Origin of the sequence: Sphingopyxis panaciterrae, assembly GCF_011762125.1 — a bacterium.
GTDB lineage: Bacteria > Pseudomonadota > Alphaproteobacteria > Sphingomonadales > Sphingomonadaceae > Sphingopyxis > Sphingopyxis panaciterrae.
Map to the genome: position 1 here is coordinate 886057 of NZ_JAASQN010000001.1, position 20169 is coordinate 906225.

At 65.0% G+C, this 20169-nt stretch carries 19 protein-coding genes; 9 read left to right on the plus strand and 10 right to left on the minus strand.

Annotated features, from left to right (window positions below; all coding sequences use genetic code 11):
• Nucleotide 1 precedes the first annotated feature (1 nt).
• The gene (locus tag FHR22_RS03890) at nucleotides 2–679 is read left to right on the plus strand and encodes an alpha/beta fold hydrolase (RefSeq protein WP_166939145.1); all 678 of its coding nucleotides are present in this window, start codon (nucleotides 2–4) and stop codon (nucleotides 677–679) included.
• Nucleotides 676–1110: a thioesterase family protein gene (locus tag FHR22_RS03895; RefSeq protein WP_166939148.1), complete on the plus strand. Its 435-nt coding sequence runs from the start codon at nucleotides 676–678 to the stop codon at nucleotides 1108–1110. The genes FHR22_RS03890 and FHR22_RS03895 overlap by 4 nt, the downstream gene beginning before the upstream one ends.
• On the opposite strand, the gene FHR22_RS03900 is transcribed toward FHR22_RS03895, so the two are convergent.
• The 7 genes from FHR22_RS03900 to FHR22_RS03930 all read right to left on the minus strand — a co-directional run bounded on the left by FHR22_RS03900 (nucleotide 1107) and on the right by FHR22_RS03930 (nucleotide 8843).
• A complete protein-coding gene (locus FHR22_RS03900; RefSeq protein ID WP_166939150.1) occupies nucleotides 1107–1859 on the minus strand; it encodes an RES family NAD+ phosphorylase in 753 nt (250 codons plus the stop codon). The genes FHR22_RS03895 and FHR22_RS03900 overlap by 4 nt on opposite strands.
• Nucleotides 1831–2205 (minus strand): MbcA/ParS/Xre antitoxin family protein, encoded by a 375-nt coding sequence (locus tag FHR22_RS03905; protein WP_166939152.1) that lies wholly within the window; start codon nucleotides 2203–2205, stop codon nucleotides 1831–1833. The genes FHR22_RS03900 and FHR22_RS03905 overlap by 29 nt, the downstream gene beginning before the upstream one ends.
• 72 nt (nucleotides 2206–2277) lie before the next feature.
• Complete coding sequence (locus FHR22_RS03910) at nucleotides 2278–3447, minus strand: acetyl-CoA C-acyltransferase (RefSeq protein WP_166939154.1); 1170 nt, start codon at nucleotides 3445–3447, stop codon at nucleotides 2278–2280.
• A gap of 4 nt (nucleotides 3448–3451) precedes the next feature.
• Nucleotides 3452–4681, minus strand: coding sequence for an acetyl-CoA acetyltransferase (locus FHR22_RS03915; protein WP_166939155.1), 1230 nt, complete (start codon nucleotides 4679–4681; stop codon nucleotides 3452–3454).
• A gap of 1 nt (nucleotide 4682) precedes the next feature.
• Nucleotides 4683–6374, minus strand: a complete 1692-nt coding sequence (locus tag FHR22_RS03920) for a class I adenylate-forming enzyme family protein (protein WP_166939156.1) — start codon at nucleotides 6372–6374, stop codon at nucleotides 4683–4685.
• A 1-nt stretch (nucleotide 6375) separates the two neighbouring features.
• Complete coding sequence (locus FHR22_RS03925) at nucleotides 6376–7872, minus strand: carotenoid oxygenase family protein (protein WP_166939157.1); 1497 nt, start codon at nucleotides 7870–7872, stop codon at nucleotides 6376–6378.
• On the minus strand, nucleotides 7869–8843 hold the full coding sequence (locus FHR22_RS03930) for an NAD(P)H-dependent flavin oxidoreductase (protein WP_166939158.1): 975 nt from the start codon (nucleotides 8841–8843) through the stop codon (nucleotides 7869–7871). Before FHR22_RS03930 ends, FHR22_RS03925 begins: the two co-directional genes overlap by 4 nt.
• 110 nt (nucleotides 8844–8953) lie before the next feature.
• Here FHR22_RS03930 and FHR22_RS03935 point away from each other — a divergent pair, with 110 nt between their 5' ends.
• The 5 genes from FHR22_RS03935 to FHR22_RS03955 all read left to right on the plus strand — a co-directional run bounded on the left by FHR22_RS03935 (nucleotide 8954) and on the right by FHR22_RS03955 (nucleotide 15640).
• Nucleotides 8954–11242: a TonB-dependent receptor gene (locus tag FHR22_RS03935; protein ID WP_243853452.1), complete on the plus strand. Its 2289-nt coding sequence runs from the start codon at nucleotides 8954–8956 to the stop codon at nucleotides 11240–11242.
• 107 nt (nucleotides 11243–11349) lie between these two features.
• The gene (locus FHR22_RS03940) at nucleotides 11350–12297 is read left to right on the plus strand and encodes a winged helix-turn-helix transcriptional regulator (RefSeq protein WP_166939159.1); all 948 of its coding nucleotides are present in this window, start codon (nucleotides 11350–11352) and stop codon (nucleotides 12295–12297) included.
• A 131-nt stretch (nucleotides 12298–12428) separates the two neighbouring features.
• On the plus strand, nucleotides 12429–13886 hold the full coding sequence (gene guaB / locus FHR22_RS03945) for an IMP dehydrogenase (RefSeq protein ID WP_166939160.1): 1458 nt from the start codon (nucleotides 12429–12431) through the stop codon (nucleotides 13884–13886).
• A gap of 9 nt (nucleotides 13887–13895) precedes the next feature.
• A complete protein-coding gene (locus tag FHR22_RS03950) occupies nucleotides 13896–15083 on the plus strand; it encodes an RsmB/NOP family class I SAM-dependent RNA methyltransferase (protein ID WP_166939162.1) in 1188 nt (395 codons plus the stop codon).
• Nucleotides 15084–15115: 32 nt separating this feature from the next.
• Nucleotides 15116–15640 carry a tetratricopeptide repeat protein gene (locus FHR22_RS03955; protein WP_166939164.1) on the plus strand — a complete coding sequence of 175 codons (525 nt, stop codon included), beginning with the start codon at nucleotides 15116–15118 and terminating at the stop codon, nucleotides 15638–15640.
• Between the two features lie 233 nt (nucleotides 15641–15873).
• On the opposite strand, the gene mtgA is transcribed toward FHR22_RS03955, so the two are convergent.
• From mtgA to FHR22_RS03970, 3 genes are all read right to left on the minus strand, one after another.
• Nucleotides 15874–16581, minus strand: a complete 708-nt coding sequence (gene mtgA / locus FHR22_RS03960; protein WP_166939167.1) for a monofunctional biosynthetic peptidoglycan transglycosylase — start codon at nucleotides 16579–16581, stop codon at nucleotides 15874–15876.
• 93 nt (nucleotides 16582–16674) lie between these two features.
• Nucleotides 16675–17577 (minus strand): RNA polymerase sigma factor RpoH, encoded by a 903-nt coding sequence (gene rpoH, locus FHR22_RS03965; RefSeq protein WP_166939169.1) that lies wholly within the window; start codon nucleotides 17575–17577, stop codon nucleotides 16675–16677.
• 80 nt (nucleotides 17578–17657) lie between these two features.
• The gene (locus FHR22_RS03970; protein ID WP_166939172.1) at nucleotides 17658–18614 is read right to left on the minus strand and encodes an RluA family pseudouridine synthase; all 957 of its coding nucleotides are present in this window, start codon (nucleotides 18612–18614) and stop codon (nucleotides 17658–17660) included.
• A gap of 154 nt (nucleotides 18615–18768) precedes the next feature.
• Between FHR22_RS03970 and FHR22_RS03975 the strand changes: the two genes are divergently transcribed.
• Entirely contained in the window at nucleotides 18769–19422 is a 654-nt protein-coding gene (locus tag FHR22_RS03975; protein ID WP_166939174.1) for a histidine phosphotransferase family protein, read from the plus strand.
• 276 nt (nucleotides 19423–19698) lie between these two features.
• Nucleotides 19699–20154 (plus strand): hypothetical protein, encoded by a 456-nt coding sequence (locus FHR22_RS03980; RefSeq protein ID WP_166939177.1) that lies wholly within the window; start codon nucleotides 19699–19701, stop codon nucleotides 20152–20154.
• Nucleotides 20155–20169 lie beyond the last annotated feature (15 nt).

The following is a 20169-nucleotide window of genomic DNA, read 5'->3' on the forward strand; positions in this document are numbered from 1 at the left end:
GATGGCTGCACCGGTGATCGCGATCTGCGGCATCGCGACCGACGAGGCGAGTTGGCGGGACATGCCGGTCGATCGCATCTTTTTGCCCGCCGGCGATACGATCGACGCGATGGCCGATGCGATTGCAGCCGAATTGCCCGGTCGTTTCGCGCTCTGCGGCCATTCGATGGGCGGCTATGTCGCGCTCGCAATCGCGGCGCGGATGCCGGAGCGGCTGGCAGGCTTCGCCTTGCTGAGCAGCGCCTGCACCGCCGATGGCGACGAGGCGAAGGCGGGACGCCACGCGGCAATAGACCAGGCGCGCTCTGACTTTGCCGTCCTCGCCGAACGGCTCGCCCGCGCGATGCTGTCGCGAAGCAGCCGTGCCGATCCGGTGCTGCTCGCCGACACGCACGCGATGCTGCTGCGCTGCGGCGCCGAGCGCTTCGCCCGGCAGCAGGCGGCGGCGATGACGCGTGTCGACCGGTGCGGCCTGCTGGCGACGCTGGCGGTGCCGGCGCTGGTCCTGGCGGGCGAGGACGACGGCATCGTCGCGCCCGGCCGGTCGCGCGAGATGGCGGCGGCGCTGCCCGACGCCGTGCTGCATATGATCCCCGGCTGCGGCCATGTTCCGCAGCGCGAGGCGTCCGGGGCTAGTGCCGCGGCGATTGCCGCATGGCGCGAAAGGATGACGTCGTGAAACCCGAACCATATCGCCTGAACGCTGCGACCTATCCGCGCCACAAGACGGTGCCGATCCGCTTTGCCGACGTTGACATGTTCCGCCACCTCAACAATGTCGCAACCGGGCAATTTTATGAAGAGGCGCGTTTCGAACTGCTCGCCGAGGCACGCGAACTGGTGGCGAAGGAGGATCGCGGCGCGCTCGTCATCGCGAGTGTCAACACCAGCTTCCTTGGGCAGGCGCGCTATCCGGGGACGATCGACGTCGGGACGGGGATATTGCGCGTCGGCGAGCGTTCGCTGGTGATCGCGCAGGGCCTGTTCGTCGGCGGCAAATGCATCGGCGTCGCCGACAGCGTCATCGTATCGACCGGTCCGGAAGGCGCGGTGCCGATCGCCGATCCGGTCCGCCTGTTCTTTTCGTCGCTGGTGATCGCCGCCGATTAGCTGGGCGGCTGGAGTCCGAACTCTTCGAAGGTGAAGCTGTGGCGCGCGTTCGAGGGCAGCGCCGCGAGCGCGGTCATCGTGCCGTTCTCCAGCCGGAAATGCCAGGTCTGCTCGATCTTCGGCGCGCGCGCGGCAAAGGCGGCGGGATCGAGAAGCGCGATATTGGCGCGGTGCTGGGGGTCGCGCACCGAGGCATAGCGGATCGCTTGCGCTTCGATCGAACGCGCGTCGGCGGCGAAGGCCTGGCACGCCGCATAATCGCCCGGGTGCATCCACAGGGCCTGGTCGGCCGCGAAGGGCGCGGCGGTCAGGTCGAGCCCGCGATCGAGCGTGACGGGCACCGAAATCGCCGAATGCTCGACGACGGTGCATGGCGGCTGAAACCCGGGCGAGCGCGAGAAGAAGAGCAGCCGCCAATAAGCGGTTTCGGCGACTGCGGTCGCGGCATGCTCGGCGGCATAGAAGATACCCGGCCGCTCGCCCGCCCTGCGGAAGCGCGAAGGCTTTTGATATCCATAGCGAAAAGGGGTCGCGAGCAGATAGTGCAGGCCGCGCGCCGCAGGCGGCAGCGGCGGCTTGACCTCCTCCACAAGCTGTTCGAGCAGCGCCTGATCGTCGGCGTGCGCCGTCAGCCGGTTGGTCGAGATGCGGTGCTGCGCCTCGACCAGCCGCCAGAGCTTCGCCTGATAGGGACGGAAATCGCGAACCGCGGGAACGATGTCAGACCTGCGCGCGATAATCGTCGACATAGTCGGTCACGTCGCCGAGCCCGCGGATCGAGCGCACAAGGTCGATCGGCCGGCCGCCAAGGTCGAGATTGGCGGTTTTGAGCCACGAAACCGACGCGGTGTCGTCGCTGCCCATCAGTGCGTCGAGGCTGCGAAACAGGCGCACCAGATATTGGCCGAGTTCGAATTCCTTGCCCGACCGGTCGAGCTGGACGCTGCCCGCGCGGAGGCGCGATATGGTTGCGGCCGAAAGCCCAAGAATGGCACCGAGTTGTTCGTTGGTCAGCCGCCAGCAGGCGGCGACGCGCACGACCGCTTCGGAAAGGATCCGGCTCTCATCGGCCTGCCGGGCGAACTGCGTTGCCATATTCGCTCCCTTGAACAAATTCATAATATATCATTCATAGGAACTGATCGGTCATTTTGCAAGGGCAGGCTTTCAGTGCGCCGCGCCGTCCATCCTCTCGACAACCATGGCCGCACCGACCCCCATCGCACCCGTCAGCACGACAAGGCCGTAACGGCCGCCCGAGGCGTCGAGGGCGTCGAGCAAGGTCGATGTCAGGATCGCCCCGCTCGCGCCCATCGGGTGGCCCTTGGCCAGATGGCCGCCGCTGACGTTCACGCGGGCGGGATCGGGCGATCGGTCGCGCAGGAATTTTGCGATGGTAACCGCGAAGGCTTCCATGAATTCGATCCGATCCATGTCGGCGAGGGTCATTCCGGCGCGCGCCAGCACCTTGTCCATCGCCGCAAAACCGGCGGTCAGCGACGCCGCCGGATCGCCGCCGCTTTCGGCAAAGGCGACGACGCGCGCACGCGGTGCTGGGCCAAGCCCTTCAGCGCCGACGAGTGCGAGGCCCGCGCCGTCGCAGATCGGCGGCGCGTGGGCGATGCCGTGGCGCGGCTTGAAGCGTCTCCCTTCGAGCGCGCTGGTATATTCCGCCTGCAATGCACCGAAGACCGGCGGCGCGGCGGCGAGGGTTTCGGCGGTCGTTTGCGGGCGGATGCATTCTTCGCCCGCGAGCGATCCGGTCGCGATGCGTGAATGCTGGAGCAACGGGTCGCGCTCGGTCGCCGCTGCCTTCTGCTGCGAGACGAGGGTGACGGCGTCGAGCTCGGCGCGCGTGATATTCTCCACGGCGGCAAGGCGGTCGGCGCCGAGAACCGGCGGTACGAAGCGCGCGCGCGGCGGCAGTTCGGCGTTGGAATAGAAAGCGGCCTGGTCGCCCAGGAAGGGCGTTTGGCTCATCGATTCGACCCCGCCGGCCAGCGCCGAGGCGATTTCACCGCTTGCAACCTTTGCGACCGCCTGGCCGATCGCCGACAGGCCAGAGGCGCAATAATTGTTGATGCTGTGCGCCGCGGTGGCGTCGGGCAGGCCGGTGTGAAGCTTTGCCAGCATCGCGATATGCCCGCCCTGGGCGCCGCTTTGGGTGACGCAGCCGAGGATCAGCGCCTCGGGACTGCGCGCGGCATCGCCGCATCGCGCCGCGAGTGCCGCAGACTGCTGGCGCACCAGTTCCTGCGGGGTCAGCGCGGCAAGCCCGCCGTCGGCGCGTGCCTTGCCGCGCGGCGTCCGCACCGCATCGTAAAGATAGACGTTCAAAAGCTCAGACGCCGACGACGAAGCTGACCGCGGTCGTGGCGCTGCCGCCGACGTTGAAGGTCGCGAAATTCTGCGCGTCTTCGACCTGATAGTCGCCGGCGTTGCCGGTCACTTGCCGCCAGCTGTCGAGCAGCATGCGGACGCCGGTCGCGCCGACGGGGTGACCGAGGCCGATCAGCCCGCCCGACGGATTGACCGGCAGCTTGCCGCCGAGGGCAATCGTGCCGTCCTCGACCGCGCGCCAGCTTTCGCCGGGTTCGGTGATGCCGAAATGATCGATCGCCATATATTCGGTGATCGAGAAGCAGTCGTGCACTTCCACTCCGTCGCACGCATAAATGTCGGGCATTTCGGCACGGCGCAATGCATCCATCATCGCCTTGCGCACGCTCGGGAAAACATAGGGATTCCCCTTACTTTCCTGTACCTTGGTCGAATAGAGCAGGGGTGCTGTCGCATGGCCCCACCCCTTGATCCGCGGAATGGTGTCGATCGAAATGCCCCGACGCTGCGCGTAACCTTCGGCAACTTCCGCCGAAGCCAGAAATATCGCCGCCGCGCCGTCGGTGACTTGCCCGCAATCGGACTTGCGCAAGGAGCCCTCGATCAGCGGATTGACGTCGTCATTCTCGCCGAGATGCTCATCGGTGACTGCCCAGCCGCGCGTCTGCGAGTTGGGATTCTTCTTGGCATTGGCAAAATTATTCGCCGAAATCCCGCGCAGATGCGCGCGGTCGAGCCCGAAGCGCTCCTCATATTCCTTGGCGACCTGCGCGAACATGTACGGCCAGAGATAACGCGCGTCCTGCGCCTCGCGCCCGGCCCAGGCAGCGGCGCCGAGATATTCGGCGGCGCGCTGGCCGGGGACGTTGCGCATCAGCTCGATGCCGAGCACGAGCGCGAGGCCATAACGCCCGGCCTCGATCTCGGCCGCCGCGGCAAGGATCGCGATGCTGCCCGACGCGCAGGCGGCCTCGTGCCGCGACGCCGGGATGCCGGCAAGGTCGGGATGGACATGGCCGAAGAAGCCGCCGAGCTGGCCTTGGCCCGCGAACAATTCGCCGACGAAATTGCCGACGTGCGCGGTCTCGACTTCTTTAGGCTCGATCCCCGTCGCCACGAACGCCGCTTCGGCGACGTCGCGGAACAGTTCGAACAGCCCGCCGCCCTCGCGTTCGAGGTTGCGCGCAAAATCGCTCTGCGCGCCGCCGAGGATGAAGACGTCTTTCGCCATGTCAGGCTTCCTTTTCGAGAGTGGCGAGCGCCATTTCGCGCACTTCGCTGCGCATCACCTTGCCCGTGACGTTGCGCGGCAAGGCGTCGAAGCGGAACAGGCGTTCGGGCAGTTTAAAGACCGCAAGGTCGTGGCCGCGCAGATAGCCGGCAACCTCGCCGACCCCGATGTCGTCGGCACCGCGCGGGACATAAGCGAGGCCGATGCGCTCGCCCATCACCGGGTCGGGGAGCGAAAAGACGCACGCCTCGGCGAGCAAGGGATGCCCACCCAAAAGCTGGTCGATCTCTTCGGGAGAGATATTGACCCCGCCGCGGATGATCAGGTCCTTGCAGCGCCCGACAAAGCGGTAGAAATCGCCACCCTCGGCGATCTCGAACAGGTCGCCGGTGCGGAACCAGCCGTCGTCGGTGAAGGCTTCGGCGGTGCGCTCGGGGGCGTTATGATAGCCCTCGAACAAGGTCGGCCCGCGGATCTGCAATTCGCCCGACACGCCGTCTTCCTCGATCGGATCGCCGCCGCCGGGCGGGACGAGGCGGCTTTCGATATTGGGCGCGCGGCCTTCGCCATAGGGGCGCTGATAGGTGCCGCGGCGCGGGAACAGGCTGGCGCGTTTGTCGGGATCGGGCATGACGCCCTCGCCGGTGATGAAGCTCATCCCCTCGTTCGAGCCGAAGACGTTGACGATGATGATGCCGAGTTTTTCCTGGAACCCGCGCACCATCGCAGGTGCGAGTGGTGCGGAGCCAGAGGCAATGACGCGCAGGCTGGAGAGGTCGACCGAGGCGAGCAGCGCCTCGTTCTGGAGCAGCATGTTGAGCACCGCGGGCGGCGCGATCGTCAGGCTAGGGCGCTCGGTCGCGATCTGCTTCAAGTAGATGCCGGGATCGAAGGGATGGTGCAGCACCATCGTCCCCGCGCTGGTCAGCCAGCACATGGTGATCCCGCCGATGCTCGCCATGTTGATGAGCGGGAAGGGGTTGAGCAGGACGTCGCCCGGCCCGACCTTCATCGCCTCATATCCCGCGCCCGCGACCGCGATCCAGTGGTTGTGGCTGCGCGGCACGCCCTTCGGCACGCCGGTGGTGCCCGAGGTCCAGCAGATGGTGAAGATATCGTCGGCGTCGACCGGATTTGCCGCGACATGCGCCGCGAGCGCTTTTTCGTCGCCGTTTGCGGTCGAGAGGTCGAGGGCGCCAACAGGAGCATCGGGGCCGAAGGTCATCAACTGGATGCCGTCGAGCAACGGCGCCGCGACGCCGACATGGTCGCAGCCCTTCACCTGTGTCGCGCAGACGAACGCCTTGGGCGCGATCACGCCGATCATGCCCTTCAGCTCATGGCTGCGATATTGCACCGCCGCCGGGCTGATGATCGCGCCGATCTTCGCCGCCGCGAAATAGAGCGCGACGAATTCGCTGATGTTCGGAAGCTGGACGAGCAGCACGTCGTCCTTGCCGATCCCGGCGCTGATCAGTGCCCCCGCGAGCCGGTCGATCTCGGTGGCCAGTTCGGCGTAATTCAGCCGCTGCGGTTCGCCGAAAGCGAACTCGCCGCGGTTCGGCGCATCGACCAGCGCGAGCCGTTCGGGATGCGCCGCCGCATTGGCGACGAACAGGTCAGCGAAGGTCTTGTCGCCCCACCAGCCGCTTGTCCGGTGCCGCTGCCTCTTCTCCTCTCCGGCGACGATCATCTCAGGCGGCCAGCACGCTGTTTTCGCCCATGCCGATATCGTCGCCGCTCGCCCACACGGTGTGCGTGCCCGAACAGATGCGTTCGGGCAGAATGATCCGGCACACCGGCCCTGCGGCGATATTCTTCGCGTCGATCAGCACGCATTCGGAACGGTCGGTTTCGAGGTCGGCGATAAAGGAGACGAGATAGCCGTCGTCCTCGTCCTTCGCATCGATACGCGGCGCGAACGGGGCTTCGCTGCCGAACCGGCCGGGGCCGAACTCGTAGCTCTCGCTCGTCCGCGCGTTCAGGTCGTGCTTCACGAGGCCGCGGAACAGGAACCAGCCGGGCTCGGGGATCGCGCTATAGGCGTAGCGATAGGGCTTGCCCGCATAGCGATGGTTGAACATGCCGAATTCGAGGTCGCGATCGTCGAGCCTTTGCTCCTTGGTCTCGCCGGTCTTGAGGTTGAAGCGCCAGCGGTGGAGGCGCGGCTTGAGCAATCCCTGGTCGAGATAGGCCATCATCCGCTCGAGCCCCTCGGGCGCGTCCGGATAGGATTTCGGCATCGGCTCTTCCTGATAATAGCCGTCGAGGATGATCTCGTCGCCTTCCTCCCACGCGTTCAGCCAGTGCAGCGTGTAGGTCGGTTCGGCCTCGAACCAGCGGATATCCTCTGGTTGACCGTGGCGCGGGATGATCGCGAAGCGCGTCTTCTCGTCGGGATGGAACTGGACGACATGCAGGTTGCGTTCGAGAAGCCCCTCGTTCCAATAGAGCGGCATGTCGTTGAGAATCGTGTAATTCTTGGTGAACGCCATGTCGTGCGGCAGGCGCGGTCCGGCGAGCGGCACGGGGATATAATGCTTGAGCCTGTTGTCGGCGCCGACGACGCCATAATGCATGTAGGGGGCGTGCTTCGAATAGTTGAAGAACATCAGCTCGCCGGTCGCGAGATCGACCTTGCAATGCGCTGAAATGCCGTCGAGCGGCACCCAGCTTTCGGTGCCATATTGTTCGAGCGTGAAGGGGTCGAGACGATAGGCTTCGCCGCATTGGTAGAAGGTCGAAATGATCCTGCCCGCATGGATCGCGACGTCGGTCGAGCTTGAATCCTTGAGCCACTCTTGCGCCCCCCAGCCGTGGCGCGTCGATTTATGCGGCGGCTCCATCAACCCCGCCCACAACGAACGCCCGGCTTCCTTCTCGGCCTCGAACCCCTTGGTGCGCACGAAACGGCTGCGATAGCTGGCGCGGCCGTCCTTGAAGCTGATCGCATGGATGAAACCGTCGCCGTCGAACGGGTGATAGCGGCCGATCGGCTCGTGAATCTGGTTCTCGCCGGTCCGCACGTAAACCCCGTCGATGTCGGTCGGGATCGTTCCGGTCACCTCGGTATCGCCATTGGCGAAGATCGCGTTCCACTCGTTGTACGTCGGGCGCCACGCGTCCTTCATATAGGGGTGGTTGTTTGGCTGGATCGTGGCCGTGATTGTCTCGACGAGTTCGGCGGTCATGCGGGGACTCCTTGGGCTGCTGCAAAGCGCGGCCTTGCGGCAGCGGCATCATATTCCTTCACGAGGTGGTCGACGATAGCCGCGACGGGTTCCACTGCGCGGACGGCACCGACGCCTTGGCCGGCGGACCAGACATTCTTCCACGCCTTGGCATCGTCCTGCGCGTCCGAGAAGTTGGGGCGTTTGTCCTCCGGCATGTTGACGGGGTCGTATCCCGCAGCGATCAGGCTGGATTTCAGCCAGTTGGCGGTCACGCCGGTGATGCCTTTCGACGGCACAATATCCTCGGCGCCCGCGGCCACGACCATATCCTTGTAACCCGGCACCGCCATGCTCTCGGCACAGGCGATCAGCGAGGTCCCGAGATAGGCGAAGTCGGCACCCAATATTTCAGCAGCGCGCACCGCATGGCCGGTCGAGATCGCGCCGCCGAGCACCAGCGGCCCGCCCCAGAATTGCCGCACCTCCTCGACGAAGGCGAAGCCTGCGGTCGCGCCGGTATGCCCGCCCGCGCCCGCGGCGACGAGCACGAGGCCGTCGACCCCGGCCGCCGCGGCCTTGCGCGCGAAACCGACCGAATTGACATCGGCGAAGACGAGCCCGCCATAGCTGTGGATTTCCTCGACCACGCGTGCCGGGCTGCCGAGCGCGGTGATCACCAGCGGTACCTTGTGGCGGACGACGCAGGCGAGGTCCTCCGCAAGGCGGCTGTTCGACGGATGGACGACGAGATTGACCGCCCACGCCGCCGCTTCGGGATCGTTCGACAGCGCGGCGTCGATTCGGCCTATCCAGTCTTCAAGGTCTGCCGACGTGCGCGCATTGGGAGCGGGGAAGCTGCCGATCACACCTGATCGCGACGCGGCGATCACCATCTCGGGACCCGACACAAGGAACATCGGCGCGGCGATCGCGGGCAGCCGCAAATTGCGCGTTAGCGCAGGTGGAAGGCCGTTTTTCGGCACTGTCATGCTCTCCCGAATTATCTTACTTGCATAGTGATACTTAAAGACGATAAGAGTCGCAAGGCCAGAATGACATCGCGGGAGCCAACCCGACGATGGTGGGAGGGAGAGAGAAGATGAAGAAGCGTTTTGCCGTGCTGGTCGCCGCGTCGGCGCTCGCGAGCCCCGGGATCGCCTTTGCGCAGGATACCGCGCCCGCCGAAGAGCGCGGCGGGCTTGAGGAAATCATCGTCACCGCGCAGAAGCGCGCCGAGGGATTGTCCGACGTGCCGATCTCGATCTCGGCGATCAGCGGCAAGCAGGTCGAGAATTACGGCCAGACCAACCTTGAACAGATCAGCTCGTCGGTCCCGAACCTGAAGATCACTCAGACCGCGATCGCCAACCGCATCGCGATCCGCGGCATCGCATCGGGCGACAACAAGGGCTTTGAACAGTCGGTCGCGATGTTCGTCGACGGCGTCTATTACGGCCGCGACCAGCTGTCGCGCCTGCCGCTGATCGACATGGAGAGGGTCGAGGTGCTGCGCGGGCCGCAGCCGACCCTGTTCGGCAAGAATGCGATTGCCGGCGCGGTCAACATCACCACCCGCAGCCCGACCGACGAGTTCGAGGGCATGGTCAGCGGCCTCTATGAGTTCAACCACAAGGAATTCCAGCTCACCGGCGTGCTGTCGGGACCGCTGACCGAAGGCGTCGAGGCGCGTGTCGTCGGCTATTATCGTAAGATGGACGGCTATTTCTACAATACCAAGCTCGACCGCGATGAGCCGAACGTCGATGAAAAATATTTCCGCGGCAAGCTGGAATTCGACCGCGGCGGGCCGTTCGCCGCCGAGCTGAAGCTGGAATATGCCGATTTCGAAACGAAGGGGCAGCCCCGCGACGTGTTCGGCGCGGTCGGCAATTACAACGCGGTCTTCCAGGGGCCGTTCTTCGTCGACACCACCCCCGATTATGTTCGCGCCGATAATGGTTATGAAAGCCGCAACAAGGTGTTCGGCGCCACGCTCAACGCCGATCTCGAAATCGGCGAGCATACGCTGACCTCGATCTCGTCGCTGCTCGATTACAAGACGCGCGAGGTCGTCGATGTCGATTTCTCGGGCATCAGCTTCCTCGACGGCACCAATTTGCGCGAGGATTATCGCCAGTACTCGCAGGAGTTGCGGTTGACTTCACCCGGCGGCGAGACCTTCAACTATATTGCCGGCGTCTATTACCAGCATGCGAAGCTCGACGTGCAGGATTTCACGCTGTTCAATTCGACCTTCCTGGCGCTGGGGCCGCCGTTCAATGCAATCGGCGATACACGCAACGACCGCGACTATGCCCAGAAGTCGGACCTGATTTCGGGCTTCGCGCAGGGCGAGCTGGCGCTCAGCGACCGGTTCCGCATCACTGCGGGCGCGCGTTTCAACCATGAAAAGAAGAGCGGCAGCCGCACGCTGGCGATCGTTCAGGGGCCGCTCAATAGCTTCAACCCGCTGCTCGTCGCGGCGACTTTCCGCGCGCTCAACATCGAGGCGCACAGCGTCTCGGGCAAGATCAGCGAAGACAGCTTCAACCCGATGGTCAATGTGCAGTATGACGCCACTGATGATCTGATGCTCTACGGCTCCTATGCCAGGGGCACCAAGGCGGGCGGCTTCGACATCCGTTCGAACTCGCTGCCGGGATCGACGACCGTCGCCAAGCCCGGCGCGTTCGAATTCGAGGACGAGAGCGCTGACAATTTCGAGGCAGGACTGAAATACAAGGGGCGTAATATCGCCTTCAACCTGTCGCTGTACCGGACGAAGTATAAGGATTTGCAGGTCAATATCTTTGACGGCACGCTGAACTTCAACGTGCGCAACGCTGCGGGGGCACGGACGCAGGGGGTCGAAGCCGACTTCCGCGCGGCGGTTGCCGACGGGCTGACGATCAGCGGTGCGGTCGCCTATCTCGACTTCAAATTCACCAATTTCACCGACGGCCAATGCTATTATCTGCAGGTCCCGGGGCCGGGCGGCTTCTGCGACTATTCGGGCAAGCGCAATGCGCTCAGCCCCAAATGGTCGGGCAACCTCAATGTCGATTATACGACGCCGGTGACGAGCGACATGAAGGTCGCGTTCAACATCAACGCCGACTTCTCCTCCTCCTATATTGCGTCGGCGAACCTCGACCCGCGCACGCATCAGGACGGTTATGCGAAGCTCGGCGCGCGGCTGGCGCTGGCAGAGGTCGACGATCGCTGGGAAGTCGCGGTCATCGGCCGCAACCTGACCAATCAGCGGATATTGCAGACGGCCAGTTCGATGCCGCTGGCGACGACGATCACCCGCAATGCCGGCAATGCCTATAACGGCATCGTCGACCGGCCGCGGACGATCGCAGTGCAGTTGACCGGGCGGTTCTGATGCGCTGGGGGAGGGCGGTTCGCCGCCGCCCTCCCGCCATGGGTACCGGCCTTGCCGCCGCACCGCCCTTGGTCTAGGGGCGGCACCGACTGAAGGATGGCCATGGCTTGAAACACGAACGCACCATCAGGGCCTGCTCGATCTGGCGCGCGCTCGATGTCGTTGGCGACGTTCCCGTGCTGCTGATCATGGAGCAGGCGTTTCTCGGCACGCACAGCTTCGACGAATTCGTGGCGCGCACGGGGCTCGCGCGCTCGGTCGTCAACGGCCGGCTCAAGAAGCTGGTCGACGAGGATTGCCTGGCCAAGGTCGCCAAGAAGGGCGGCCGCGGCTATCATTATTTCCTGACCCAAAAGGGTCGCGATCAGTTTCCCAACGCGCTGATGATGCTGCGCTGGCAGCATAAATGGGAAGCCGCGAGCCGCGATTTTCGCGTCCAGCTTCATCATGCGACGTGCGGGCACGCGAGCGAACCGGTGCCCGTATGCGAGCATTGCCGGGCTGAAATCGACCCGCGCGACGTCGGGTGGCGCGAAGGGCCGGGGCTGGTGCAGGTGACCCCGGCCTATGAACGCCGCCGCTTCTGCGGCGAAGTCGGCGCGCGCCGCCCCGGCGGGCGCCCGCTCGTCGACACGATGATCGAGCTGTTCGGCGATCGCTGGGCGACGCTCGTCGTCCGCGCGATGTTCACGCGCATCAACCGCTTCGACGATATTCAGCGCGACACGCTGATGGCGACGAACATCCTGACTGGCCGGCTAGACCGGCTCGTCCGACAGGGCATATTGCGAACGGTGCCCTATTCTGCGCACGTCGATCGGGTCGAATATAGGCTGACCGAAAAGGGCCGCGATCTCTATCCGGTGATCCTGGCGCTGCTCCAGTGGGGCGACCGCTGGTTTTCCGACGAACGCGGACCGCCGGTGCTGTTGACGCACAGCCGGTGCGGGCACGACCTCCATATGGTTGCGGCGTGCAGCCATTGCGGCGACGAGCTGACCTTGTCGAACAGCAGTTTCACCGTCGAAGAAGCGGCAACGGACGAAACGCCTTAGGCCGACGAAATAATCGTTCGTCCCCCACTGGCGCGCGCGCGCCCGACTGGTTACATGGGCCGCCACCGAACGAATCGCGTGTGTCGCCCCGAAGCGCGGGGCAGGCGCCGCCCGCACCAGAAAGTGGCTCCATGGAAATCATCACCGGTCTGACCTTCGACGATGTGCTGCTGGTGCCCGGTGCATCGGATATCCTGCCCTCGGACGCCAATCTGTCGACCCAGCTGACCGGCGAGATCAGCCTCAACATCCCGATCCTGTCGTCGGCGATGGATACGGTGACCGAAGCCGACATGGCGATCCTGATGGCGCAGATCGGCGGGCTGGGCGTGCTGCACCGCAATCTGACGATCGAGGAGCAGGCGGCCGCCGTCCGCCAGGTCAAGCGCTTCGAAAGCGGGATGATCGTCAACCCGATTACCATCACCCCCGACGCGCCGCTATCCTATGCGATCGCACTGATGGACCAGCACAAGATTTCGGGCATTCCCGTCGTCGAAACGGGTGGCAAGCTGGTCGGCATATTGACCCACCGCGATGTCCGTTTCGCCGACAATCCCGGCCAGCCGGTGCGCGAACTGATGACCGCTGACAATCTCGCGACCGTCCGCCCCGGGGTTGGGCAGGATGAGGCGCGCAAGCTGCTGCATCAGCGCCGCATCGAAAAGCTGCTTGTCGTTGATGACGACTATCGCTGCATCGGCCTGATCACGGTCAAGGACATGGAAAAAGCGGTCAATTTCCCCGACGCGACCAAGGACGCGAGCGGCCGGCTGCGGGTCGCGGCGGCGACCAATACGGGCGATAGCGGGGTCGAACGCGCCGAGGCATTGCTCGACGCCGAATGTGACCTGATCGTCGTCGACACCGCTCACGGCCACAGCAAGATGGTCGGGCAGACGGTCGAGAAGATCAAGAAGCTGTCGAACCGCGTCCAGATCCTCGCGGGCAATGTCGCGACCGGCGATGCGACCAAGGCGCTGATCGACGCCGGTGCCGACGGGGTGAAGGTCGGGATCGGCCCGGGATCGATCTGCACGACGCGCGTTGTTGCAGGCGTCGGCGTGCCGCAGCTTACCGCGATCCTCGACAGCGTCGAACAGGCGGCCAAGCTCGGCGTTCCGGTCATCGCCGATGGCGGCCTGCGCACCTCGGGCGACATCGCCAAGGCGCTCGCGGCGGGCGCGTCGTGCGTCATGGTCGGCTCGCTGCTCGCGGGTACCGCCGAGGCGCCGGGCGAAACCTTCCTGTTCCAGGGCCGTACCTATAAAAGCTATCGCGGCATGGGCAGCGTCGGCGCGATGGCGCGCGGCTCGGCCGACCGCTATTTCCAGCAGGACATCAAGGACCAGATGAAGCTGGTTCCCGAAGGCATCGAGGGGCAGGTGCCGTTCAAGGGCCCGGCGAAAGATGTGATTCACCAGCTCGTCGGCGGCGTGAAGGCGGCGATGGGTTATACCGGCAGCCGCACCCTCAAGGACTTGCGCGAACGCGCGAAATTCGTGCGCATTACCAATGCGGGGCTGCGTGAAAGTCATGTCCACGACGTCGCGATCACGCGTGAGGCGCCGAACTATCCGGTCGGCTGAGGCGGGCCGATGACGCCTGCCGCACGCATTCAGGCGGCGATCGAGATCCTCGACGCCATTGCCGCCGCCGCGCGTGACGGCGGACCACCCGCCGACGCGATCTTTGCCGACGCGATGCGTTCGCGCCGTTATGCGGGGTCGAAGGATCGCCGCGCGATCCGCGGCCATGTCTATGACGCGATTCGCCTGGTGCGGTCGGCTCCGGCGTCGGGCCGTGCGGCGATGCTGGCGCTGGTCGATGCCGATCCGGGCCTCGCTTCGCTGTTCGACGGGTCGGGTTATGGACCCGCGCCGATTGCGCCGGACGAGGCGCGCGCCGAAACCGGGTTGGCGGCGGACGCGCTGGTCGCATTGTTCGACCCGCTGGTGGAAGGCGAGGGCGAAGCGATGCTCGCCCGCGCGCCGCTCGACCTGCGCGCCAATCGGCTCAAGGCGGCGCGCGACGATCTGGCCGTGCTGTTTCCCCAAGGTAAGGCGATCGCCGGGCTGGCGGATGGTTGGCGGCTGCCGCCCGAAACCGCGGCGGTGCAGGATCCGGCCTATCTGGACGGGCAATATGAGGTTCAGGACGCGGCGAGCCAATATGCCTCGCTGGCGCTCGCCGCGGCCGCGGATCTGCCGATCGTCGATCTTTGCGCCGGCGCGGGGGGCAAGACGCTCGCCATCGCGTCGGCGACCGGCGACGGTGCCGACATATTGGCGTGCGATACGAACCGCGCGCGGCTTCAGCAATTGCCGCCGCGCGCAGCCCGCGCTGGCGCGGTGCGCATCGAAACGCGGCTGCTCAATCCGGGCCAGGAAGCCGAGATGCTCGCTGACTGGCACGGCCGCGCGGCTCGGGTCTTCGTCGATGCGCCCTGTTCGGGCAGCGGTACTTGGCGGCGTAGCCCCGAACTGCGCTGGCGCCTTACGCCGGCGCGGCTCGACCGCCATCTTGCCGACCAGCGGAAACTGATCGACCTTGGAGCCGGTCTGGTGGCGCCGGGCGGCAAACTCCTCTATGCGGTCTGCTCGATCATCGAGCGCGAGGGGCGGGCACAGGTGGACGATTTTCTGAACCGGCATAGCGGCTGGACTGCCGATAGCGGTTATCTGCCCGAGGGTGTCGGCCGCGCGGCGGGTGGCGGATATCTGCTGACTCCGGGGCACGACCAATGCGATGGCTTTTTTCTCGCGCGGCTGACGGCGCCATGTTAGCATCGCCGGCAATGAAGCGATGGGAGAATGCAATGCGCGTTGGTTTCCTGGCCGTGGCCGCCGGTCTTGTCCTCGCCAGCCTGCCGACGGCGTCCGACGCGCAGCGCGCCGACAACGACATTCTCCCGCGCTCGACCGCGCTGCAGGAGGAAGGTGTCAAGGCGCAGGGCGCCGGCGACCTCGATCGCGCGATCGACTATTATGAATCGGCGCTTGCGGCCGACCCGCGCAACCGTTCGGCGATCATCGCCCTGGCGCAGGTCGCGCGGGCGCAAGGCCTGCCGGGCAAGGCGATCGGGCTGTACCGCGAGGCGCAACTGCTCGAACCCAATGACATCGTCGCCCTGACCGGCGAAGGCGAAGCACTCGCCGACAAGGGCGCGCTCGAGCTTGCCCGCGCAAAGCTGGCCGACGCGCAGCGCATCTGCGCGAGCAAATGCCCGCAGGTCGCGGCGCTGGAAAAGGCGATTTTGGCGAGCGATTCCAAGCGTGTGGTTGCGGCGGAAACGCTGGTGCCGAAGCCGGTCGTCGCAACGGTGACGACCAGCCAGAACTGATGCTGATGCCGTCGCTGGAAAGGCGCTGGCGAAGCAGAATATGGCGGTGACGGTCGGCCCGAGGCGGACCTTTTCTTGCCCCGTCGCCCCGGACTTGATCCGGGGTCCATGACTTCGGCGCTGCAGTGGGTCCCGGATCAGGTCCGGGATGACAAATTTTGGGACGCAGCGCCCACTCCACCGCAACCGACATCTGCGCTTGAACGGCGACCGCGCGCCGCACAGCGTCCGCCCTATTTATAGATGCACGCGTCCAGCCCGTCGCGCTTCACCACCCCGATGCGGGCACGGATCGTGTTGCCGTAACGCCGGGTGAAGCCCGATGGGCTGACCGCTTCGCGCTTCTTGGGCAGCGGCAGGATCGCGGCGATGCGTCCGGCCTCGGCGGGAGTGAGCTTGCCCGCGCCGTGCCGGAAATAGCGTTGCGCCCCGGCCTCGACGCCATAGGTGCCGATTCCGGTCTCGGCGACGTTCAGGTAAACCTCCATGATCCTACGTTTGCCCCAGATCTTTTCGATCAGGAAGGTGAACCACACTTCGGGCACCTTACGGATATAGCGGGTCCAGCCCGTACCCTGCCAAAGGAAGACGTTTTTCGCGGTCTGCTGGCTGATCGTCGACCCGCCGCGCAGGCGTTTGCCCTTGGCGTTGCGCTCGATCGCCTGTTCGATCGCGTCGCGATCGAAGCCGTCATGGCTGCAAAATTTGCCGTCCTCGGCAGCGATCGCCGCGGCGACCATGTTGCGGTCGATGCGGGACAGGCCGGTCCAGTCCTTGGTGATGCCGCTGCTGTCCGCAAGCATGGTGAAGGTCACCGGCGGCGGTACGACGGCATAGATCAGCACCCAGACCACCGAGGCGATGATGAACCACAGCAGCCATTTGAGCGGCCGCAGATACCAGGGGAGCTTGCGTTGCTTCGCGCGGGAATGGGTTGCCATGAGGGCTAACTAACCGCTCCCCGGCATGAGGCAAGCGGGGTTCATCCATAATCACCGCCCCGGATCGAATCCGGAGCGGGGAAGAGGAGAAACTCAGGCGCCGACCAGCCGCCGGTCGCCGGCCAGTTTCAGCATCGCCTTTTGCAGCTTTTCGAAGGCGCGCACCTCGATCTGGCGGACGCGTTCGCGGCTGACGTCATAGACCTGGCTCAGATCCTCGAGCGTCTTCGGATCATCGGTCAGGCGGCGTTCGGTCAGGATGTGGCGTTCGCGTTCGTTGAGTGTTTCGAGCGCTTCGCTGAGCAGCGCGTGGCGCACGTCGCGTTCCTGCGCCTCGGCGACACGTTCGTCCTGCAGCGGGCCTTCGTCGCCGAGCAGATCCTGCCACTGGCTGTCGCCATCCTCGCCCATCGGAACGTTCAGCGACGTGTCGCCGCCCATTGCCATGCGGCGGTTCATACTGGTGACCTCTTCCTCGGTCACGCCGAGGTCGGTCGCGATCTTGGTGAGATGTTCGGGCGTCAGGTCGCCGTCCTCGAACGCCTCTAGGTTGTTCTTCATCCGGCGCAGGTTGAAGAACAGCTTCTTCTGCGCCGCGGTGGTGCCCATTTTCACGAGGCTCCACGAGCGGAGGATGAATTCCTGGATCGAGGCGCGGATCCACCACATCGCATAGGTGGCGAGGCGGAAACCGCGTTCGGGGTCGAACTTCTTCACGCCCTGCATCAGGCCGATATTGCCTTCGCTGATCAACTCGCTGACCGGCAGGCCATAACCGCGATAGCCCATCGCGATCTTCGCGACGAGACGAAGATGCGATGTCACGAGCTGCGCCGCGGCCTCGCTGTCACCATGCTCCTGAAAACGCCGGGCAAGCATATATTCCTGCTCGGGCGTCAGCAGCGGAAATTTCCGGATTTCGGCCAGGTAGCGGTTCAGGCTCGCCTCACCGCCGAGCGCGGGCACCGTGGCCGGAACGTTGCTTTTATTAGCCATTGGTAGCGTCTTCCCTAATTTTCAGAGGAGAAATATGCCGCGGTTGGGTCCGGCGGTCGAGATAGATTTTTATTCGAAACCTAAACGCGCAGTGCATCGATCAGTTCCCGCATATCCGCAGGGATTTCGCTGTCGAGCGCGATCCTGTTACCGGTCACCGGATGAATAAAACCCAAACGGGCCGCGTGCAATGCCTGCCGCACGAAATTCTGCGCTTTCAAGACCTCCGACAACGGTTTTCTGACGCGGCCGTAGACTGGATCTCCGACCAGCGGATGCCCGATATGCATCATATGGACACGCACCTGATGCGTGCGCCCGGTTTCGAGCCGGCATTCGACCAACGTCGCATTGTTCAGCGGCTCGACCGTCCGGTAATGGGTTATCGCATGCTTGCCGCGGTCTTCAGCGACCACCGCCATCTTCTTGCGGTTCGTGCTCGAACGGCCGAGTGCTGCATCGACCGTGCCGCTTGCGGGCATCGGGCGCCCCGTGGCGAGTGCCAGATAGCGGCGGTCGATGCTGTGCGCGGCAAATTGTTTCGCCAGCCCCTCATGCGCCTTGTCGTGCTTGGCGGCGACGATCAGCCCGCTGGTATCCTTGTCGATGCGGTGGACGATCCCCGGCCGCGCGACCCCGCCGATGCCCGAAAGCTGGCCCGCGCAGTGATGGAGCAACGCATTGACCATCGTCCCGTCGAGGTTGCCGGCGGCCGGATGGACGACCATCCCCGCGGGCTTGTCGACGACAATCAGATGCTCGTCCTCATAAGCGATGACGAGGTCCATGTCTTGCGCGACATTATGTGCCGGCGCGGCGGGAGGAATTCGTACCTTGATCGTCGCGGGCGCGGCGGCCTTCGCCGACGGATCCCAGAGGATTGTGCCGCCGGAATCGGCAACGCGACCGCCCTTGATCAGGCTCTTCAAACGTTCGCGCGAAAGATTGGGGAGGGCTTCGGCCAGCGCCCGGTCGAGCCGCAATCCGGCTGCGCTGTCATCCAGCGCGACGGTCAATATGTCGTCTTCCCCCGGCATTGAACGCGATATGGGTTCCTGGCATAGAATTTCAAGAACGGAGCCTTCGCCGGGATGACGAGAACGATGGTGCTTGCCCTTATGCCTGCCGCTGCCCTAGGAGCAGGATCACGCCGGAAACTGCCGGATACTGCGCTGGGGAGCCACTTTATTCATGTCCGACGATCGCGTCGATTTCGCATCCATGCTGGCCTCGCGCCTGTGTCATGACCTGCTGAGCCCGGTAGGCGCCTTCGCGAACGGGCTGGAACTGCTCGCCGACGAAAAAGACCCCGAAATGCGCGCGCGCTGTTTCGAGTTGCTCGAACAGAGCGCGCGGACATCGGCAGCGAAACTGAAGTTCTTCCGCCTCGCCTTCGGCTCCGCAGGGGGCTTTGGCGAAGCGGTGCCGCCGGACGAAGCAAAGGCGGCGATCGAGGGAATCATGGCCGAACGGCCGATCACGCTGAACTGGATGATCGGCGAGGAGTCTTTGCCGAAGCCCGCGGTGAAGATCATCCTCAACCTCGCACTGATCCTCGTCGATGCGCTGGTGCGCGGCGGACGGCTCGACATCGGCTGCGAACGACAGGGTGCGGCCCCCGACGGGGCGATCGAGATTGCCTTGCATGTCGAGGCCGAGCGCATCTTCCTGGACGCCGATGTCGAACGCATCCTGGCCGAGGGCGAAACAACCGGCGCCATGACGTCACGCACCGCGCCCGCGATCCTCGTTCAGGCGGTGGCAGCGCAAAATGCCGGGACAGTCATGCTCGCCCGCGAAACGCCGACCTCGCTCCTCGTCGGTGCGGTGCTCAAGGGGCGTTAGAGTCTGTCGCGGAGAGATTGAAATCGGCCCCCGCACAGCGGTTGCCGTGGGAAACCCGCGGCGCGCCGCTCCTTGCCGGCGGGCTTCCCACGGCAATCACGACGCCTCAATCTCTCCGGGACAGACTCTAGGTCCTTCTGTCCCAAGGCTGTCTGCGATTTGGGCCGCGCCCATGTGAGACAGGTCATAGCGCCGGTTCGGGGCGCCTCGTATCGGCAATGGCGAGTTGAAGGCCCGCCGATCATCCGGCCGGGCGCGAGATAGGGAGAGGCGCGCATGGCCGACGGTTTCCGTCCGAACGGTTCGAACAGAGCCTATCGACGTCTTGGTGCGAGTCTGGCCGTCGCTGCGATTTTTGGAGCCACGTCGATGGCGGGCGCCGTGGTGCCGCAATCGCCGAGCCTCGAGCGTGAGAGCCGCGAACGGCTGGACCGTGAGCTGGACGGTGCAGGAATAGGCGAGGTAGCGCGGTCGGCGGTCATGGTGACGCTGTTCGGCGCACTGGGTGCAGAGCCCACCGACGGGCAATATCGTTACCGCGAACCCTATCCCCAGCTTCCCGACGTCGATGCCGTCGCGCGGCCGGTTCGCCCCAATTGCACCGCCGTCGCGCTGACCGTGATGCCAAAGGCCGAACGCGCCGGCGTGGTGATCGTGAACGGACTTTATTGCATCGCCGATCGTGAAAAATATGTGTGGCAGATCCATTCGCTGAAGGTGGGGCGGGATTAATGCCCGCACGGGATG